At 60.1% G+C, this 17,533-nt stretch carries 20 protein-coding genes; 8 read left to right on the top strand and 12 right to left on the bottom strand.

Features of this window, described 5'->3' with window-relative positions:
* Nucleotides 1-60 precede the first annotated feature (60 nt).
* The 3 genes from AABA34_RS06290 (at nt 61) to AABA34_RS06280 (ending at nt 3,247) form a co-directional block, all read left to right on the top strand.
* Entirely contained in the window at nt 61-966 is a 906-nt protein-coding gene (locus AABA34_RS06290; protein WP_338304374.1) for an NAD(P)-dependent oxidoreductase, read from the top strand.
* Nucleotides 967-974: 8 nt separating this feature from the next.
* Nucleotides 975-2,624: an amidohydrolase gene (locus tag AABA34_RS06285; protein WP_338304373.1), complete on the top strand. Its 1,650-nt coding sequence runs from the start codon at nt 975-977 to the stop codon at nt 2,622-2,624.
* A gap of 404 nt (nt 2,625-3,028) precedes the next feature.
* Nucleotides 3,029-3,247, top strand: coding sequence for a hypothetical protein (locus AABA34_RS06280; protein ID WP_034952390.1), 219 nt, complete (start codon nt 3,029-3,031; stop codon nt 3,245-3,247).
* Between the two features lie 102 nt (nt 3,248-3,349).
* On the opposite strand, the gene tatC is transcribed toward AABA34_RS06280, so the two are convergent.
* From tatC to AABA34_RS06235, 9 genes are all read right to left on the bottom strand, one after another.
* A complete protein-coding gene (gene tatC / locus AABA34_RS06275; protein ID WP_338304372.1) occupies nt 3,350-4,168 on the bottom strand; it encodes a twin-arginine translocase subunit TatC in 819 nt (272 codons plus the stop codon).
* 10 nt (nt 4,169-4,178) lie between these two features.
* Nucleotides 4,179-4,565: a Sec-independent protein translocase protein TatB gene (tatB, locus tag AABA34_RS06270; RefSeq protein ID WP_338304371.1), complete on the bottom strand. Its 387-nt coding sequence runs from the start codon at nt 4,563-4,565 to the stop codon at nt 4,179-4,181.
* A 47-nt stretch (nt 4,566-4,612) separates the two neighbouring features.
* Nucleotides 4,613-4,852 carry a twin-arginine translocase TatA/TatE family subunit gene (tatA, locus tag AABA34_RS06265; RefSeq protein ID WP_252260447.1) on the bottom strand — a complete coding sequence of 80 codons (240 nt, stop codon included), beginning with the start codon at nt 4,850-4,852 and terminating at the stop codon, nt 4,613-4,615.
* Between the two features lie 97 nt (nt 4,853-4,949).
* Nucleotides 4,950-5,603: an SMC-Scp complex subunit ScpB gene (gene scpB / locus AABA34_RS06260; RefSeq protein ID WP_338304370.1), complete on the bottom strand. Its 654-nt coding sequence runs from the start codon at nt 5,601-5,603 to the stop codon at nt 4,950-4,952.
* A gap of 1 nt (nt 5,604) precedes the next feature.
* Nucleotides 5,605-6,456 carry a segregation and condensation protein A gene (locus tag AABA34_RS06255; RefSeq protein WP_338304369.1) on the bottom strand — a complete coding sequence of 284 codons (852 nt, stop codon included), beginning with the start codon at nt 6,454-6,456 and terminating at the stop codon, nt 5,605-5,607.
* Nucleotides 6,453-7,475 (bottom strand): beta-N-acetylhexosaminidase, encoded by a 1,023-nt coding sequence (gene nagZ / locus AABA34_RS06250; RefSeq protein ID WP_338304368.1) that lies wholly within the window; start codon nt 7,473-7,475, stop codon nt 6,453-6,455. The genes AABA34_RS06255 and nagZ overlap by 4 nt, the downstream gene beginning before the upstream one ends.
* 104 nt (nt 7,476-7,579) lie before the next feature.
* Nucleotides 7,580-8,275 (bottom strand): SPOR domain-containing protein, encoded by a 696-nt coding sequence (locus tag AABA34_RS06245; protein ID WP_338304367.1) that lies wholly within the window; start codon nt 8,273-8,275, stop codon nt 7,580-7,582.
* 15 nt (nt 8,276-8,290) lie between these two features.
* Complete coding sequence (gene argS, locus AABA34_RS06240; protein ID WP_338304366.1) at nt 8,291-10,039, bottom strand: arginine--tRNA ligase; 1,749 nt, start codon at nt 10,037-10,039, stop codon at nt 8,291-8,293.
* An 89-nt stretch (nt 10,040-10,128) separates the two neighbouring features.
* Nucleotides 10,129-10,779 (bottom strand): hypothetical protein, encoded by a 651-nt coding sequence (locus AABA34_RS06235; protein WP_338304365.1) that lies wholly within the window; start codon nt 10,777-10,779, stop codon nt 10,129-10,131.
* Nucleotides 10,780-10,877: 98 nt separating this feature from the next.
* Here AABA34_RS06235 and ispH point away from each other — a divergent pair, with 98 nt between their 5' ends.
* Genes ispH through rnhA form a run of 3 tightly spaced genes read left to right on the top strand, consistent with a single transcriptional unit; the run spans nt 10,878 to nt 13,309 of the window.
* Entirely contained in the window at nt 10,878-11,846 is a 969-nt protein-coding gene (ispH, locus tag AABA34_RS06230; protein ID WP_034952368.1) for a 4-hydroxy-3-methylbut-2-enyl diphosphate reductase, read from the top strand.
* A gap of 12 nt (nt 11,847-11,858) precedes the next feature.
* Nucleotides 11,859-12,830: a homoserine kinase gene (locus tag AABA34_RS06225; protein ID WP_338304364.1), complete on the top strand. Its 972-nt coding sequence runs from the start codon at nt 11,859-11,861 to the stop codon at nt 12,828-12,830.
* 29 nt (nt 12,831-12,859) lie between these two features.
* Entirely contained in the window at nt 12,860-13,309 is a 450-nt protein-coding gene (gene rnhA, locus AABA34_RS06220) for a ribonuclease HI (protein ID WP_034952363.1), read from the top strand.
* Between the two features lie 61 nt (nt 13,310-13,370).
* On the opposite strand, the gene AABA34_RS06215 is transcribed toward rnhA, so the two are convergent.
* From AABA34_RS06215 to AABA34_RS06205, 3 genes are all read right to left on the bottom strand, one after another.
* Nucleotides 13,371-13,547, bottom strand: coding sequence for a YegP family protein (locus tag AABA34_RS06215; protein ID WP_084155569.1), 177 nt, complete (start codon nt 13,545-13,547; stop codon nt 13,371-13,373).
* Nucleotides 13,548-13,610: 63 nt separating this feature from the next.
* Entirely contained in the window at nt 13,611-14,726 is a 1,116-nt protein-coding gene (locus AABA34_RS06210) for an NAD(P)/FAD-dependent oxidoreductase (RefSeq protein ID WP_338304363.1), read from the bottom strand.
* On the bottom strand, nt 14,723-15,712 hold the full coding sequence (locus AABA34_RS06205) for an alpha/beta hydrolase (RefSeq protein ID WP_338304362.1): 990 nt from the start codon (nt 15,710-15,712) through the stop codon (nt 14,723-14,725). The genes AABA34_RS06210 and AABA34_RS06205 overlap by 4 nt, the downstream gene beginning before the upstream one ends.
* On the opposite strand from AABA34_RS06205, the gene AABA34_RS06200 reads away from it, so the two are divergent.
* Nucleotides 15,711-16,316, top strand: a complete 606-nt coding sequence (locus AABA34_RS06200; RefSeq protein ID WP_338304361.1) for an A24 family peptidase — start codon at nt 15,711-15,713, stop codon at nt 16,314-16,316. The two genes, AABA34_RS06205 and AABA34_RS06200, sit on opposite strands and share 2 nt — an antisense overlap.
* A gap of 100 nt (nt 16,317-16,416) precedes the next feature.
* Complete coding sequence (cpaB, locus tag AABA34_RS06195; RefSeq protein WP_034952355.1) at nt 16,417-17,517, top strand: Flp pilus assembly protein CpaB; 1,101 nt, start codon at nt 16,417-16,419, stop codon at nt 17,515-17,517.
* Nucleotides 17,518-17,533: the final 16 nt, after the last annotated feature.

Raw genomic sequence — 17,533 nt, 5'->3', positions numbered from 1 at the left:
GCACCCTGTAATAAGCCTTGGCGTTGGCAGTACGCGCAATAGGCTTTAGGGCAGCGAACCATGACAGAACCAATCAACATTGCCTTTATCGGGCTCGGTGTGATGGGCGGGCCGATGGCCGGCCATCTGGCACAGGCAGGGTACAAGGTAACGGCCTATAACCGCTCTCCAGAACGCGCCGCGCATTGGCAGGCGACGTGGAGTGAGGAAGACCTTGCCATCGCCTTCGCCGAAACTCCGGCCAAGGCGGCCGAGGGTGCGGATGTCGCTTTCACCTGCGTGGGCAATGACGAAGACCTGCTGTCCGTTCTTGAAGGCGACAGCGGCGTTCTCGCTCTGCTTCCACAAGGCGCGCTGCTGGTCGACCACACCACCACTTCCGCCAACATCGCCCGTTCGGTTGGGGAACGCTGCGCCAATCTCGACATCGGTTTCGTCGATGCTCCGGTCAGCGGCGGTCAGGCCGGTGCCGAAAACGGCCAGCTGGCGATCATGTGCGGAGGCAGCGAGGAAGCGGTCGAGCGCGCGCGTCCGGTGATGGACTGCTATGCCAAATCCATCGTCCACGTCGGCCCGACCGGCGCTGGCCAGACTGCCAAGATGGCAAACCAGATGTGCATCGCCGGAGTGCTCGGCGGCCTCTCAGAAGCGATCCGGCTGGCACAGGGTGCGGGTCTGGATCTCGACAAGACCTATCAGGCCATCTCCGGCGGAGCCGCGCAAAGCTGGCAGATGGACAATCGCTGGGCGACGATGGTGCAGGACAAGTTCGATTTCGGCTTTGCGATCGACTGGATGCGCAAGGATCTGGGCTATGCGCTGGAGGAAGCAAAGCGGCTCGGCCTGTCTTCGCCGATTTCCGCGCTGGTCGATCAATTTTATGCCGATGTTCAGGCGCAGGGCGGGAATCGGCTCGACACCAGCGCGCTGATAACCCGGCTTCCCAAGGTGAAAGACACGAAATGAGGCTTCCCATGTTCCGCACCCTTCTCGCCGCATCGGCGGCGCTGATCGCCACGCCTGCGCTGGCTGATACGCTGGTCTATAACGTCGATGGCATCACCATTGACGAAAACGGCGAGGTGAAGCGTTTCACCCAGCTGGTGTTCGACGATGATGGCGTGATCACTCACACCCTCGAACGCGGCGAAGCACGGCCCGAGGGTGTCGAATTCGCCATCGACGGCGCAGGGCAGGTGATGCTGCCAGGCATGATCGACGCGCATGTCCACGTCATGGGGATCGGGTTTGGCGCGCTGACGCTCGATCTGTCGGAAACAAACAGCCTTGAAGAGGCACTGGCCAAGATCGCCGCTTTTGCCGAGGAAAACGCGGGCCGCCCGTGGATTCTCGGCCGCGGCTGGAATCAGGAGAAATGGGGCCTTGGCCGTTTCCCGACCGCGGCCGAACTCGACGCGATCGTGTCTGATCGCCCGGTCTGGCTGCAACGTGTCGATGGCCATGCCGCCTGGGCTAACAGTCTTGCGATGGAACAAGCCGGAGTAACCGCGCAGACAGCCGATCCTTCGGGCGGGCGCATCATCCGCGATGCCAACGGCAATCCCACCGGTGTTTTCGTCGACAATGCCGAAGCGCTCGTGGCAGACACCATCCCGCCTCCGCGCCCTGAAGATCGCGACGCTGCGCTGATGATGGCGCAAGAACGGTTGCTCGCCAACGGCATCACCGCTGTCGCCGACATGGGCAGCACCATAGAGGACTGGCAAACCTTCCGCCGCGCAGGGGATGTTGGCGCGCTGCGTATCCGGATCATGTCCTACGCCAATTCGCTTGAGACGATGGAACTGATCGGCGGGACCGGGCCGACCCCGTGGCTTTATGAGGATCGGCTGCGTCTGAACGGGATCAAGCTTTATCTCGACGGGGCGCTCGGCTCGCGCGGTGCGAATCTAAAGGAACCGTATGAGGACGAGCCCAACACCCACGGTTTGCCGCTGCTGACACCGGCGCAATTGCGCAACCGGATGAGCCGTGCGGCGCTCGACAATTTCCAGACGGCCGTGCATGCCATTGGCGATGCCGCCAATTCCGAAGTCCTGCTGGCGATCGAGGAATTGTCCGAAACCTACGCCGGGGATCGCCGCTGGCGGATCGAGCACGCCCAGATCGTCGATGTCGACGATCTTGCCCGCTTTGGCGATCATGGCGTGATTGCGTCGATGCAGCCGCTGCACCAGACCAGCGACATGTTCATGGCAGAGGCGCGGCTGGGTGAAGACCGGCTTGGCGGCGCCTACGCCTGGCGCAGCGTACTGGAAGTCGGCGGCAAACTCGCCTTCGGTTCGGACGCTCCTGTCGAACCCGCAGATGTCTTTGCCGGGGTCGCGGTGGCTATCAGTCGCACGGATGCCAATGGCCGGCCGTTCGGCGGCTGGCGCGCGCAAGAGGCCGTGAGCCGCGAGCAGGCGTTTGCAGCCTTCACCGCCGATGCAGCCTTCGCCGGTTTTGCCGACGGCAGGTTTGGCCGCCTAATTCCAGGCGAACGCGCCGATTTCCTGTTTGTCGACCGGGACCCCCTGCTCGCGTCGCCTTCGGAAATTCGCGAAACCGAGATTCGCGAAGTCTGGGTCGGCGGAACGCGGGTTTATGCACCTCGGGATTGATCAATTTCCGCTCTGAGTGATGACGGCACTGCCGGGATAGCGTTCAATCGCGATAGGTGTGACTACCTAGTCGCTTGATTCGCATCGGAATTTTCATAGTTTGGTCACTCATAAGCCTTAGCAAGGTCGCGAAGGGTAACGGCGGTCGCCCGTTGTTTTCCCGCCAGCCATCGCTCGTATGGCTCAGCTTGCCTCAGGCAGGTCGCAAAAGGTTTTTTTCCGATCCGCTTCCTGACCGTGTGGTAGGTGAGGCAAGTGAGCCACGGCGTGCTTAAAATGTTGAAATAAAACTGTTCTGACGACACCCCGGAGCATGTTTTTCCTCGGTTTGGGGTTGTCACATTGGCCTTGCTGGCATAGGCAGCAGGTGAGTTTGATCGCAGAAGACTCATAGGAGACTATTAATGAAAATTCGTACCCTCGCTCTGGCAACTGCGGCGGTTTCGCTCGCAGCTTCGCCGGCTATCGCAGAAGCCGCATTTGAGCGTTCGGTCGCCCCGGTTTCGGGTGAAAGTGAACTTGAAGGCGGCTCGGGCATCCTGATTGCCGTTCTGGCTGCTGCTGCCGTGATCGGCGGCATCATCATCATCGCAGATGACGACGATGAGCCTGCCAGCCCGTAAGCTGCTGATACAGCGATCATGAAGAGGGGTCCCGTTCGGGGCCCCTTTTTTATTGTCCGGGGTTCACATTCAGCAGATTGGCGGCCCGGACAGCGGCGCTGTTCAGCCCGATTCGCTTCCCGTCTCGGGTTCCGCGCTTGCTGCATCCGCATCGGATGCCTTCCGCTTCATCATCCGCTCTTGCACCCGCATCAGCACCAGCGATCCCTCGAACAACAGCAATAAGGGGATCGCGAGGATGATCTGGCTGCCCGGATCGGGAGGTGTGACGACAGCAGCCAGCGCTACCACGCCGACGATGACATAGCGGCGCGCAGCAACCAGTTGTTCACGACTGACGATACCCGCGCGGTGCAACAGCATGAGCAAGACAGGGAGCAGGAAGGTCAGCCCGAAGGCGAGAATGAACTGCATCACCAGGCTGAGGTAATCACCGGCGCTGGGGAGCGCCTGAATCTCCAGCCCGCCTGCTGTCCCGCCAAAACCGAGAAACCACCTGAACGCTGTCGGCATAACCACGAAATAGGCCAATGCCGCGCCGCCAAGGAACAGCACCGGGGTGGCAATCAGGAACGGAAGAAATGCCTTCTTCTCGCTGGCGTACAGGCCCGGCGCGATAAACGCCCAAAGCTGATTGGCGATGATCGGAAAGCTGAGCATGAAACCGGCAAACAGGCCGACCTTCAATTCGACGAAGAAAACTTCAGGCAGCTTCGTGAAGATCAGCTGGCCTTCGCCTTCAGGAAAGGCATCCTTAAGCGGCTGAACGAGAAATCCGATAATAGGATCGGCGAAGTAGAAACAGACCCCGAAACCCACCAGCAGCGCGAAGATCGAGCGCACCAGACGGGTGCGCAGTTCGATCAGGTGATCGAGCAGCGGAGCGCGGGTCTCGTCGATGTCCTTTATCTCGAATACCATCGCAGGGCGCCTATTGATCGGACTTGGAAGCTGCGGACTCGCCGGATTGCGTATCCTTGACCTGGTCGCCCGAGACGTCGCCGTCGGTGCGTTCGCCTTCGACTTCTCCGACCGGAGGTGGCCCCGTCATAACTGGCGCACCCTTTTCAGCCTCGGTCGAAGCGGCGGTGCGGCGCATGATTTCCTCGTTCTGCGCTTTCCACTTCTTCTCCATTTCCTCCAGTTCGGCCTCGCGCACCATTGCATCGATACCCGTGCGGAAATGGGCGGAAACCTTGCGCACCTTGCCGATCCAGCGCCCGGCAGTGCGCATGGCAAGCGGCATATCCTTCGGCCCGATCACGATGACCGCGACGATGATGATTACCAGCAGTTCTGCGGCGCCAATGTCGAACATGGATGTGCCTTCATGCCGCGCGACTGTCCGCGCGGGTTTTTCTGCGATCAGCCGGGGTTATCGCTTTTCTCGCCGGTCTTGGCTTCCGTTGAGGCAGCATCCTTTGCAGGCGCTTCTATCTGGGCCTTGGCCGATGACACGGTTTCCTCGGTCTCGTTCATGCCCTTCTTGAAGCTCGAAATGCCCCTGCCGAAATCTCCCATCATTTCGGAAATCCGACCACGCCCGAACAGGACGAGGATCACGATCGCCACGATGAGGATTTGCCAGATACCGATACCGCCCATGCGAATTCTCTCTTGTTTGCCCGTTTCGGGTGATGAGGCTGGCAATATAGGGATGATAACAGGACTGCGCCAGTGACCGTTGAGATCACGGACACGATCAATCCGCCGAATCTTCTTCCAGATCGGGATCGGGCTCATCGTGATCGCCATCGTCGCTCTCGGCGCTGCCGGAATCCGCCATCGCCTCCTCGAACGCTTCGTCCACCGGATCCAGCAGCCCGGCCGCCCGTAATTCGTCGATGCCGGGCAAATCGCGACGCGATGCAAGCCCGAAGTGATCGAGGAATTCGGCAGTGGTCGCGTAGATGACAGGACGGCCGGGGACTTCCCGACGACCAGCCAGCCGGATCCAGCCGGCCTCCATCAACACATCGAGAGTGCCGGAACTTGTCTGCACCCCACGGATGGATTCGATCTCCGCGCGGCTGACGGGTTCGTGATAGGCAATGATCGCAAGCACTTCGGTCGCCGCGCGACTGAGGCGACGAACCTGCTCTTTTTCGCGGCGAAGCAAATGCGCCATGTCTGCGGCAGTTTCGAAATGCCACCGCTTACCGCGTTCGACAAGTTGGACGCCGCGACGCGAATAATGCTGCTGCAATGCTGCCAATCCATCCCGCACGAGATCCTTTTCCAGACCCCCGAGATTTGCTGCCAGCTGATCGACGGTTAGCGGTTCCTCGGCGGCAAACAACGTGGCTTCAAGCCCGCGCTCGACCTCGTCAGCCTCCTTGTGCACCTCTTCAGTCATCTTATGCCCCCTCTTTCAGGCGACGGATTCGCAGCGGCGCAAAGGCTTCTTCCTGAGCAATCTCCGCACGACCCAGCCTCGCCAGTTCGAGTGCCGCGACAAAACTGGAAGCAAGTGCCGAACGCCGCAGAGCAGGATTGGCGTGCGGAGGCAGGAAATCGCGGATTTCCATCCATTCCAGGGTCACGCCAAGCATGGCCGAAACCCGATCAAGCGCGCTTTCGAGCGTCATAACCGGGCGATCGGAAACGTGATAAATGCGAGGAGCCGTCCGCGCCTTGACCTGACCATACGCCTGAATCAACGAATAGGCATCTGATTTCCAGAGGATTTTTCGATCCGTCCTGAGCCCTTCCGGAGCGCCGCGCAGGAAGATATCGCGCCCGATCCGGTCTCTCGCCATCAATCGCGCAGCGGCCTCGCGCATCGCCCCAAGCCGCTGCAACCGCAATTGCAGACGCAGGGCAAGTTCTTCGGGACTTGGGTCTTCCTGTTCGTCCTTGGGCAGCAGCAACGCCGATTTGAGGTACGCCAGCCATGCCGCCATCACGAGGTAATCGGCTGCCAGTTCCAGCCGCAAATCCTGAGCGCGCTCAATGTAATTGAGATACTGATCAACCAGCGCCAGGATCGAAATCTGTCGCAGGTCGACCTTTTGCCGACGCGCCAGATCGAGCAGCAGGTCAAGCGGACCTTCCCACCCGTCAAGCTCCAGGTAAAGAGCCTCGTCACCTTGTTTCGCGCCCTGCTTGCCGGTTTCGTCCAGCCAGCCCTCGGGAAGCTCTGCCGTCGGCTCCGATGCACCTGCGGCATCGCCGGATATCATGAACCCGTCGTCGCGATCGGCATTCATGCGGCCTCTCCCTCAAGGGCCAGCAGTGCATCCCGCTTGGCCAGCAACTTCCCTTGCTCGGGAGAAATGGCATCGGCCAATCGCGTTGGCGCGAGAGCGCGCTCCAACCGGGCTGCGGCCTTTGCGCTAATCGCCGGGACAGCAGCGCAAATGCCCTGCATGTCATCCATTTTCGCCCAGCAATTCAGAATGATGTCACAACCGGCAGCCAATGCGCGAACCGCCCGTTCTGGGATGCTGCCATCGAGCGCCTCCATATCGATGTCATCCGTCAGCAACAGACCGTCAAAGCCGATCTGGTCGCGAATGACATTGCCTATGATTGTAGGCGACAAGGTGGCGGGCCAATCTGCATCCCACGCAGGGAATTTGAGATGCCCGGTCATGCCGATCAATGCAGAATTCAGCGCACGAAACGGAGCGATGTCGCCTTCAAGCTCCTGTGCGCTTTCATGCACCGTGGGCATTTCCTTGTGCGAGTCGACCTTGCTGCGGCCATGCCCGGGCATGTGCTTGATGCAACCGGTCACCCCTCCGGCAGCAAGACCATCGAGAATTGCGCGCCCGATCGCCGCGACCTGCACAGGATCGCTCCCCAGCGATCGGTCACCGATTACATCATGCGCACCGGCTTGGCGCAGGTCGAGCGGCGGATGATAATCCACCGTGATGCCCATGGCCGAAAGTTCCAGCGCCATTGCGTGGGCTCCGGCACGCGCTGCCTCGATCGCACTTGCCGGGGCAAGCCGGTACAACCGGTCGAAAGCCTCACCCGCCGGATAGGCAGACCAATGTGGCGGGCGCAGGCGGGCTACCCGCCCTCCTTCCTGATCGATCGAGATCAACAGCCGCTCGCGCCCGTGAAGTGCGCGCAATTCATCGGTTAACGCCCGCAATTGTTGCGGATCTTCGCAATTGCGCCCGAACAGGATGTAGCCCGCCGGATCCGCATCGCGGAAGAAATCGCGCTCATCCGCTGTCAGGCGGGCGCCGGAGCATCCGAAAATCGCCGGTATCATGGCCAAAACCTTGCAGCGTGCAGCAGATCAGGCAAGCGCGCTAACCACTTGTCCGCCACATTTGACGGGGAAAGGCGGTGGGAAAGCGACGAATTGCGGGTCGTTCAGGGCTTTACCTGGCAATCGAGACCATCAGCCTTGAGCGCGGCGCAGAGTTGTTCCGCTGCTGCGCGATCGCTGGCGACGGCCTGAAGACGGTAGACGGTCCCGATGTCGACCACACCTTCTTCGATCCGATAACGCGCATTGTCGAGCGCATCAGTGCGGCGGCGCAGGTCATTCCAGCCCTGCTCGGCGCGGGCACGCGAACTGTATGCGGCAAGCTGCACGCCGACACCGCCCGATCCGGACGATGAGGTTGCCGGTGACTCGTCGGATGAAGGTGAAGATGCGGGCGTTTGCGTCTGTGCGCTTTCGTCACCAGCGGTATCCAGAACGCCTTCACGGGTGCCACCTTCGGCAACCACAGGAGCGACATTGCCGGTACCGTCAAACTCTTTGCCGCCGGGGTCCTTCGGACGCTCCTTGATCGGGCCTTCGAGCGCCTCGATCATGCTGCCATCGGCAACCACTTCGGCATTGCCGGACTTGTTCGCGAAATACCAGACGGCACCAACGACAGCCGCAAGTATTGTAAGCAGGATCAGCGCAAAACCGATGATCTGGGCGATATCGATATCGCTACGCCCTTCGTCTTCTTCTTCGGCTTCCAGCCAAGGCAGGCTGTCGTCATCAGACAGGTCGAGTTCGGATTCCTGCCCGTTGCCTTCGACTTCTTCATACTCGGCTTCGATAATCACCGATCTGCCCCCAAGTCACATCCTATCGACGGCTTCCACACCCAAGACGCGAAGCCCATTGCGCAACACTTGCCCTATTGCCTGCGCAAGGAAAAGCCGAGCCGCGGACAAACCCTTATCGTGTTTCACAATGAAGCGCTTTTCCAGGTCGGTGTTACCGAGGCTGTAGAACGCGTTCAAATCCGTGGCGAGGTCATAAAGGTAGAATGCGATCCGGTGCGGCTCGCGGGCCTTTGCTGCGGCCTCGATTTCGCGGGGGAACTGAGCGGCCCGGCGAATCAGGGCGATTTCCTCATCTCCCAGTTGTTCAACAGCGTCAGCCGAAGGAGCAATGCCCTCTTCTTCCAATGCCTTGCGCAGGGTCGACTGGATACGGGCATGGGCATATTGCACATAGAACACCGGATTGTCTTTCGACGCTTCGACTACCTTGTCGAAATCGAAATCCATCTGCGCGTCGGGCTTGCGGGTCAGCATGGTGAAACGCACCACGTCCTTGCCCACCATCTCGACGACATCGGCTAGGGTGACGAAATTGCCCGCGCGCTTCGACATCTTGAACGGCTGCCCGCCCTTCATCAGCTGGACCATTTGCACCAGCTTGACCTCGAAAGGCTTGGGTGCGGCCCCATCGGCGCTTGTCAGTGCAGCCACGGCTGCCTTGATCCGCTTCACCGTCCCCGCATGGTCCGCGCCCCAGATATCGACGAGGGCATCAGCATTCTGGGCTTTCTGGAAGTGGTATGCGAGGTCTGCACCGAAATAGGTCCACGCGCCGTTCGACTTCTTGATCGGGCGATCCTGATCGTCCCCGAACTTGGTCGAACGGAACAGCGGCAATTCCACCGGCTCCCAATCCTCGGGCGGGGCCTTGCCCTTGGGCGCTTCGAGCACGCCGTCATAGACAAGGTCGTGTTCGCGCAGCCATGCCTCTGCCGCGTCGACCTTGCCCGAAGCCTGCAATTCGGCCTCGGACGAGAACAGGTCGTGATTGATGCCGAGAGTCGCGAGATCGGCCCGGATCATGTCCATCATTGCCGCAACGGCGCGAGTGCGGAACAGGATCAACCACTCGCTCTCTGGCGCGGCGGCATATTTATCGCCAAATTCAGCGGCGAGTGCCTGTCCTACCGGAACCAGATAGTCCCCGGGATACAGGCCATCAGGAATGGTGATCTTTTCGCCGAGCGCTTCGCGATACCGCAGATGGACGGAGCGAGCAAGTACATCGACCTGCGCACCCGCATCGTTGACGTAATACTCGCGGATCACCCGGTGCCCGGCAAATTCAAGCAGGCTCGCCAGCGCATCGCCCACCACGGCTCCGCGGCAGTGCCCCATGTGCATTGGGCCTGTGGGATTGGCAGAAACATATTCGACGTTGACCGTCCGCCCTGCCCCCATGGCCGATCGACCGTATTCGTCGGCGAGCGCATGAACAGCGTTCAATTCAGCGATCCACGCCTTGCGATCGAGCCGCAGGTTGATGAAGCCGGGGCCTGCAATTTCGGCGCTGACAATTGCATCATGCGCCTGCAGCTTTACCGCGATCAATTCAGCGAGAGCTCTCGGGTTTGCCTTGGCCGGTTTGGCCAGAACCATCGCGGCATTGGTAGCCAGATCACCGTGCGAGGGATCGCGCGGCGGCTCAAGCGTGACGTTGGTGAACGATACGTCGGCGGGCAGAACACCTTCCGCCGTGAGTTCATTCAACGCGGTTTCGATGGTGCCGGCAAAGGCGGCGTAGAGTGTCTCTTGCGACATAGAATACCTGTGCGCTCCCGAGCTATCGGGGCTCCTTGGTGGGCATGCCCCAGCCTTTGCGGGGTCATGCGGATTTTTCAAGGGTTCGCTTACCTTGTGGCGTTGTAGGCCAATTGCTCTTCGGTCAGCTGAAATCCGATCAGCATTTCGAATCGGGTCCGGGCGATTGCCGCGCGAACTTCGGGGGCGGCCAGCGGATCAAGCGCCGCTTCAGGGTCTCCCGCTCGGCGTCGGCGAGTGATCTGTTCGCGGATGTCCTCCGGAAGCGATGCAGCAGCCCGGTCCACGAACGAACCAGCTTTCCCGCTTGCCGTGGCGCGTTCCTGACCGTCGGCGAAATTGAGCGTAACTTCGCCAACCCGCTTGGTAACGACGGCGCTTCCGCCCTGCAGGACTGTCACGAAATAAGGCAAGGTGACAGAGCGCGATCCACGCACATCGGCACGCCTTGCATGCACATCAAACGTCGCCTCGGTGTAGACCTTGTCCGTACTGTCGTTGCAGGTTGACCGCAGGTTGGTCATGGACGCCGTAATGTCGAGATTGGCGAAGGATTGATCGCCAGCCCCGCGAAAGGTTGTGACATCGCCGGTGTAGTTGGGAATGCCGACTGCGGGGCAGGAAGATAGGACCGCGGTAATACCGACGCCCTGATCAACAACCAGCTCACCCTCTCGCGCACAGCCCGCAAGACCCGCAGCAAGCGCGATGGCAGTCAAAACACGGGTGCGAAACATCATTGAAAACCGTCCTCGAATATCGAACTGTATCGGGAACCCCATCCCTATCTGCGTGTCCGCCCTAGCGAGCCGCGCAGCAAAGCGCTAGAGGCTGAGACATGAACGCCCCATTTCAAGAGCCCTCTGTGGACGCAAAACCGCTGAATCTCCTGATCGCAGCACCTCGTGGCTTTTGCGCCGGAGTGGATCGGGCCATCGAGATCGTCGAAAAGGCGCTCGAACGCTATGGCGCGCCGGTCTATGTCCGCCATGAAATCGTCCACAACAAATATGTTGTCGAAGGGCTGAAGGCGAAAGGCGCGATTTTCGTTAAGGAACTGGACGAAGTGCCCGACGATGCACCGGTGGTGTTCAGCGCGCACGGCGTTCCGAAATCGGTTCCAGCCGAAGCAAAGCGGCGCAAGCTGATGTATGTCGACGCCACCTGTCCGCTTGTTTCCAAGGTGCACCGACAGGCCGAACGCCAGCTGGAAAAGGGCCGCCATATCATCTTCATCGGACACGAAGGCCACCCGGAGGTGATCGGCACAATGGGGCAGGTCGAACCGGGCCAGATGACGCTGGTGGAAAATATCGAGGACGTGGACAAGCTGCCTTTCGATTCGGACGAACCGCTTGCCTATCTCACTCAGACAACCTTGTCGGTTGATGATACGCGCGAAGTGATCGAGGCGCTTGAATGGCGCTATCCCAACATCAGCGGTCCCAAGGCGGAAGACATTTGCTACGCCACCTCAAATCGCCAGGCCGCAGTGAAGGAACTGGCGCATGACTGCGATCTGGTGCTGGTGGTTGGCGCTCCCAATTCTTCGAATTCATTGCGCCTCGTCGAGGTTGCCGAGAGGCTTGGCACGCCCGGCAAACTGATTCAGCGGGCTGAGGAAATAGACCCCGCCTGGCTTGAGGGTATCGACACGATCGGTCTCACCGCCGGCGCATCCGCACCCGAAGTGCTGGTTCGCGAAGTGGTGGATGCCCTTGCAAAGCTGCGCCCCATCCGTGAGCGGACGATCACGCACACCGAAGAGAAAATGGTTTTCAAACTGCCCCGCCAGCTTACCGAATAGGGCTGCTGAAAATTGGCAGTTTACACCCATCTCGGTGCGGAGCAACTGGCGGAATTGATCGCGCAGTATGATGTCGGCTCGTTGCTGTCGGCCAAAGGCATTGCCGAGGGCGTTTCCAATTCGAACTGGCTGATCGAGACCTCCGGAAGCAATGGTGCCGGAGCGCGGTTTATTCTGACCATGTACGAACGCCGCATAGAACTCGGCGATCTGCCTTACTTTCTCGGGTTGCTGGATCACCTTTCGAATCGTGGTTGCCCTGTTCCACGGACAATTCACGATCGGACCGGGGCAAGTTTCCGCATGCACGACGGGAAGGCTCTGGCGTTAATCGAGTTCCTCCCTGGCGTATCTCCCACGCGGCCGGAGCCCGATCAGGCTCATTCCGTCGGAGCAACCCTCGCACGCATGCATCTCGCCAGCGATGACTTCGCGCTCTCGAGAACCAACACGATGGGGTTCGCAGACAATCTGGCACTGCTGGAAAAATGCGGAGAAGCAGGCCTAGCTTCCATCCATAAGGACTTGCCGGCGATGCTCGCTCCGGCCCGATCTGCCGCCCGGCTTGACCTTTCCAGCCTGCCGCAGGCGCAGATTCATGCAGACCTGTTCCCTGACAACGTGCTGATGCTCGGCAGTCAGGTGACCGGACTGATTGATTTCTATTTTGCCTGTACGGGCGCGATGGCGCTTGATCTTGCCACCACGCACGCGGCCTGGGGATTTGACCCGGCCAGCAACAGCTATCGTGAGGATTGCGGCAGCGCGATCATCCGCGGCTATGAAAGCGTACGGCCTCTGACCGATGCTGAGCGTGCCTTGCTGCCAGAGATCGCCAAGGGTGCGACCTTGCGCTTTGTCGCGAGCCGGGCCGAGGACTGGCTCGACACGCCCGATGATGCGCTCGTTACCCGCAAGGATCCCATGCAGTTCGTCTCCCGCTGGAGCTTTTACGACGAATTCGGCGCGCAAGTGTTTGCGTGACAAACGCAAAGCGGCGATGAAGCATTTCGATGAAACAGGTCGAAATCTACACTGATGGCGCTTGCAAGGGGAATCCCGGCCCTGGCGGTTGGGGCGTACTGCTGCGTATGGGCCCGCACGAAAAGGAATTGTCGGGAGGGGAAGCCGATACGACCAACAATCGGATGGAAATGACCGCTGTCATCAAAGGGCTTTCGGCATTGATCGAGCCCTGCAAGGTCGATCTCTATTCCGACAGCAAGTATGTGATCGACGGGATCACCAAATGGGTCCACGGCTGGAAGAAGCGCGGCTGGGTCAACGCCAGCAAGAAGCCGGTTCGCAATGCCGATCTATGGCATGAAATGATCGAAATCGCGGATCGCCACGAGATCAAGTGGCACTGGGTCAAAGGGCATTCCGGTCACAGCGAGAACGATCGGGTCGACAAGCTTGCAAGCGACGAGGCTGATCGCATCGCGGCTCAAGCCTCTGGTTGAAACGCAAACGGGCGCGACACTCAGGTGTCACGCCCGCTCAGAATGATCTGAATGCAACAGATCAGCTGTTGTCTTCGATCGGCGCATCCGGGCCATTCTTCTTGATGGAGGCGATGGCGTTTTCAGCCGAAGACTTGCTCGAATAACCCTGGGTCGAGAACATCACTTCCGAATTGTAGCTGAAGCGCACGCGAAACTCGCCAGCCTTGTCCTTGTAGATTTCAAACTTGTGAGCCATCGAATTTACCTCCCTTTGGTGGTTGTGTTGAACCGAGTAATTGGCAGATCACAGCAATTATGGCTAGCCCGTCCGCCGTTCTTTCATTTCTGAAAAACGACTTGGCGAATATCGCGCTGCATCGATTTCTTCGGTTAGCGAATCTGCAGGAAGTCCGAGCAATATCTGAGCGCCCAAACGAGCAGCCGCGGGCGCAGTTTGAATTCCGAAGCCGCCTTGGCCGGCAAACCAGTTGAATCCTCGTACATCCGGATCAGGGCCGTAGACGGGCAAGCGATCGGGCGCGAAGCTCCGCAATCCGGCCCAGCGCCGCTCGACCGCTTCAATCTTCCAGTTTGTGACCGAAAGGAATCGGTCAATCGCCATAGCCACGTCGATTTCTTCAGGCGCGGCATCGCAAGGGTCACTGGGTATTTCGTCATGCGGGCTGAGCCACAAGCGACCGTTGTCCGATTTGAAATAGAACCCGCCCGAAACATCCAGAACAAGGGGCATTTCCGCAGGAGCCTCGGGATCGACCCGAAGTTGCACCACGGTGCGACGCTTCGGCTCTATTCCCAAAGGCCTTGCACCAGCGTGCGACGAGATGACATCGGCCCATGCACCAGCGGCGTTGACGATCTCTGCAGCTCGATAGGTGTCACCTTGCTCGGTATGGATACACCAGGCACCGTCCTCCCGGCTGAAGCCGCTGACCATTGCCCTGCAAACGAGATCCGCGCCGGCCTGCCGCAAGGCCTTCAGGTAATGCTGATGCAGACCGGCCACATCAATATCGGCACAAGCCCGTTCATAGATCGCATGGCACCACGTCTCACGGACTTGCGGGACGAGTTGCGCCAAACGATTGCGATCAAGTCGCTCGATCGTCACTCCCGTTCCAGCGAAGCTATCGATGAAATCATCAATTTCGCCGCGGTCTTCCTGCCTACCGATGTAGAGCGCACCCCGCGGAGTCAGAAAACCGCCGTCTCTGAGATACCTTCCCGAAGCGAGCGTGAGAGGGACCACGCCGGGCCCACCATAGCATTCCTCCCAGAACGCTGCTGAACGGCCGGTCGAATGGTATCCGGGCGCATCCTCGCCCTCCAACACCAACACGCGGGCATATGGCGCAAGCTCGGCAGCAATGCTCGCGCCGGCCATCCCCGCTCCGATTACGGCAAAGTCGTAGATCATCCCTGGGGCGCCTGTGGAACGGCTCCATCCAGGAATATTGCGATCTCGCGCATCATGCGGTCACGCACATCGTCCACTTCGCGGAGAATTTCGTGATGGGCTTCCTCGCCGAATGTAACCAGCTTGCCTTTCGGCAGCCGCTTGGCGGCGCGGACGTTGGCTTCGTGACTGACAAGCTTGTCCCCCGAAGTTGAGACGATCAGCACTGGTATGCCGACTGCTTCCAGCGCGCCCGGCTGCTCCAGCCTGCGGCACGAGGCATAGGCCCGTTCAACCCATTTCCAGCTGGCTGGCCCCATGACCAGTTCTGGCCGGGTATCGCGCCACCATTGCTCATCGAAATATCGATCAGGGTCATGCGTCAAGAGATTGGCACGGTGCGCAGGCAATTCGCCCGGTTTCTCGCTCCATTTCCAAGCTTGCCGGGTGGGATCGCCAATCTTGGTCATCAAAACGGCCACCAAGTGCAAGACAGGCAGCGGCAAGGGCGGACCTTGCATTCCCAGCATGGGCGCGCTCAGGAACACGGCATCGGGTTGAACCTTGCCGTCCACCAGAGCGCGCATGATCAAATGCCCGCCCATCGAATGGCCAGCGAGCACATGCGGGCCCGGCACCTCGTTCACCCATTGGTTCCAGATGTGCGCCAGATCATCGGTCCAGGTGTCGAAGTCGTCGATGTGGCCTGTGACTGCATCCTTGCCCAGCCGACCTGACCCGGCCTGCCCGCGCCAATCCGATGCGGTCACTCGCCATCCTGCACGGTGCCACTGCTCAAGGCTTTCGAGATATTTCTCGTAACAATCCCCGCGCCCCGGCAGGAACAGGATCGATCCGCGAACCGGACTTTGTGCACCGGGCCAATCGATCCGGCGCAAGGGATGGCCGTCGGCCGCCTGCCATTGCGATTCAACCGCTGCAGGCGGAATTGCCCGACGGTTGATCTGAGGACTTTCGGTCATTTCGGCCTGGCTGTTCTGGTCCATGACTTTGCTAACGGAAGGCCTCCGGGTTTGGTTACTATTTGGTAAGCACTCATCTGTAGCACCCGTGTCCCAGATGGACCTGCACACGCAAAATTCCGGTGTGCGGCATCCTTTCGGGGGCCACATGATGATGACGTATATTCACTACGGACTGCTGATTGCATTGGCAATCGCGCTCCTGTTCGCGGCGGCAAGCGATATCCGCAGCCGCACGATCCATAACTGGCTCAATGCGGGCATTGCCCTTGCTGCACCGGCTTTCTGGTGGGCCAGTGGCCTGTCGCTCTGGCCGGATGTTGCCATGCAACTGGGGATCGCAGTCCTTGCGTTCGCGCTTTTTGCCGGTTTGTTCGCACTTCGCATGATGGGTGGCGGTGACGTCAAGCTTCTCACCGCCCTCGCGCTGTGGATCGAGCCCGGAACATTCCTGCAACTGCTGATCATCATGGCGCTAGCCGGTGGCGCGCTCACGATCGTGATGGGCGGATACCATTTTCTCCGCCGCGAGAAGGAGCGGCTCGCAATTCCTTATGGCGTTGCGATCGCCTTCGCCGGAATTTGGGTGATTTTCCCGAAACTAGCATCGGTTCCGGCGATCGCATGAAAGTCGCTGTGAACCCGATTTTAACCAATTCGGACGTACGCCACGAAACCATACCCGCCCGAATTTTCTGACCGGGCCGAAATGAGGGGGCTGATAAGCCATGGATAGGAAGAAACTGGTTCTGCTGCTTGGTGCGCTTGTTGTTGCCATTGGCAGCGCATTCCTTGCGCGCAGCATGTTTGCTGGCGATGCAGCCCCGGCTGCGGAAGCGGCGGCACAGGAGCCCAAAGGGCCCAAGGTGCTGGTTGCCAACCGCGCCCTGCCTGCAGGTACGATCATCACCGCCGATGCGATGGGCTATCAGGACTGGCCGGAAGAGCTGGTCAAGGATGCCTATTTTATTGAAGGCGAATCCGACATGAGCCAGCTGCTCGGCACGGTCGTCCGCTTCCCGATCACGGCTGGTGAACCGGTGACGCAAGGATCGCTCGTCAGCCCTGGCGACCGCGGCTTCCTTGCGGCGGCACTTGGCCCGGGTATGCGGGCAGTTACCGTGCCGGTGTCGGCGCAAACCGGTGTTGCAGGCTTTGTCTTCCCGGGAGACCGCGTTGACGTCGTCCTGACTCAGGAAGTTTCTGGCGAAGGCCAGCCGCTCAAGGCCGCTGAAACCGTTCTGCGCAACCTTCGCGTCCTCGCGACTGACCAGACCACCGAACAGGTTACCAACGAAGCAGGCAAGACCGTTGTTCGTGCCTTCCGCACCGTCACTCTCGAAGTGACGCCGCAGATCGCCGAAAAGGTCGCCGTGGCCCAGACGATCGGCCAGCTGACCCTGGTGCTTCGCTCGATTGCCGACAACCAGGCAGAGCTTGAGCGTGCGATTGCCTCGGGCGACGTCAAAATCCCGGAAAACGCCACTCCCGAAGAGGAAGAGCGCATCCTTCGCACCGCGATGGGTCAGCCGATCGACAGCAAGTCGACCTTCTCGACCGGTGGCGACGTTTCCCGCTTCCAGCGCCGCAACATTCCGCCGCAGGATGAAGGCAACCGTCGTCCTGAACGGACAGCCGCTGCACCCGGGGTTCCCGCCAAGGTGGACGGCGTTCCCGTCAACACCGGACCCAGCGTCCGTGTCACCCGCGGCAAGGCCACTGTCGAAGTGCCGGTTGGTGGCTCCGTTAGTGCAGTCAACACCGCCACTTCGAACGGCGTCGGTCAGGCAGGCCAGGTTGCACCTGTTGCCGGCATGACGATCCGCTGAGGGAAATGACAATGTC

Source organism: Erythrobacter sp. Dej080120_24 (assembly GCF_036322605.1).
In the GTDB taxonomy this organism is placed as follows: Bacteria; Pseudomonadota; Alphaproteobacteria; order Sphingomonadales; family Sphingomonadaceae; genus Erythrobacter; species Erythrobacter aurantius.
The sequence above is the reverse complement of the archived record's forward strand: the minus strand, read 5'-3'. Positions and strand labels throughout refer to the sequence as shown.

Coding starts and splice junctions, on each gene's coding strand:
- AABA34_RS06210 (WP_338304363.1), bottom strand. CDS start 14,726: ATGATCTACGACTTTGCCGTAATCGGAGCGGGGATGGCCGGCGCGAGC.
- AABA34_RS06205 (WP_338304362.1), bottom strand. CDS start 15,712: ATGGACCAGAACAGCCAGGCCGAAATGACCGAAAGTCCTCAGATCAAC.
- AABA34_RS06285 (WP_338304373.1), top strand. CDS start 975: ATGTTCCGCACCCTTCTCGCCGCATCGGCGGCGCTGATCGCCACGCCT.
- AABA34_RS06290 (WP_338304374.1), top strand. CDS start 61: ATGACAGAACCAATCAACATTGCCTTTATCGGGCTCGGTGTGATGGGC.
- scpB (WP_338304370.1), bottom strand. CDS start 5,603: ATGACTGAAGAGGTGCACAAGGAGGCTGACGAGGTCGAGCGCGGGCTT.
- cpaB (WP_034952355.1), top strand. CDS start 16,417: ATGGATAGGAAGAAACTGGTTCTGCTGCTTGGTGCGCTTGTTGTTGCC.
- AABA34_RS06280 (WP_034952390.1), top strand. CDS start 3,029: ATGAAAATTCGTACCCTCGCTCTGGCAACTGCGGCGGTTTCGCTCGCA.
- tatB (WP_338304371.1), bottom strand. CDS start 4,565: ATGTTCGACATTGGCGCCGCAGAACTGCTGGTAATCATCATCGTCGCG.
- nagZ (WP_338304368.1), bottom strand. CDS start 7,475: ATGATACCGGCGATTTTCGGATGCTCCGGCGCCCGCCTGACAGCGGAT.
- argS (WP_338304366.1), bottom strand. CDS start 10,039: ATGTCGCAAGAGACACTCTACGCCGCCTTTGCCGGCACCATCGAAACC.
- AABA34_RS06255 (WP_338304369.1), bottom strand. CDS start 6,456: ATGAATGCCGATCGCGACGACGGGTTCATGATATCCGGCGATGCCGCA.
- rnhA (WP_034952363.1), top strand. CDS start 12,860: ATGAAACAGGTCGAAATCTACACTGATGGCGCTTGCAAGGGGAATCCC.
- AABA34_RS06235 (WP_338304365.1), bottom strand. CDS start 10,779: ATGATGTTTCGCACCCGTGTTTTGACTGCCATCGCGCTTGCTGCGGGT.
- ispH (WP_034952368.1), top strand. CDS start 10,878: ATGAACGCCCCATTTCAAGAGCCCTCTGTGGACGCAAAACCGCTGAAT.
- AABA34_RS06200 (WP_338304361.1), top strand. CDS start 15,711: ATGACTTTGCTAACGGAAGGCCTCCGGGTTTGGTTACTATTTGGTAAG.
- AABA34_RS06215 (WP_084155569.1), bottom strand. CDS start 13,547: ATGGCTCACAAGTTTGAAATCTACAAGGACAAGGCTGGCGAGTTTCGC.
- tatA (WP_252260447.1), bottom strand. CDS start 4,852: ATGGGCGGTATCGGTATCTGGCAAATCCTCATCGTGGCGATCGTGATC.
- tatC (WP_338304372.1), bottom strand. CDS start 4,168: ATGGTATTCGAGATAAAGGACATCGACGAGACCCGCGCTCCGCTGCTC.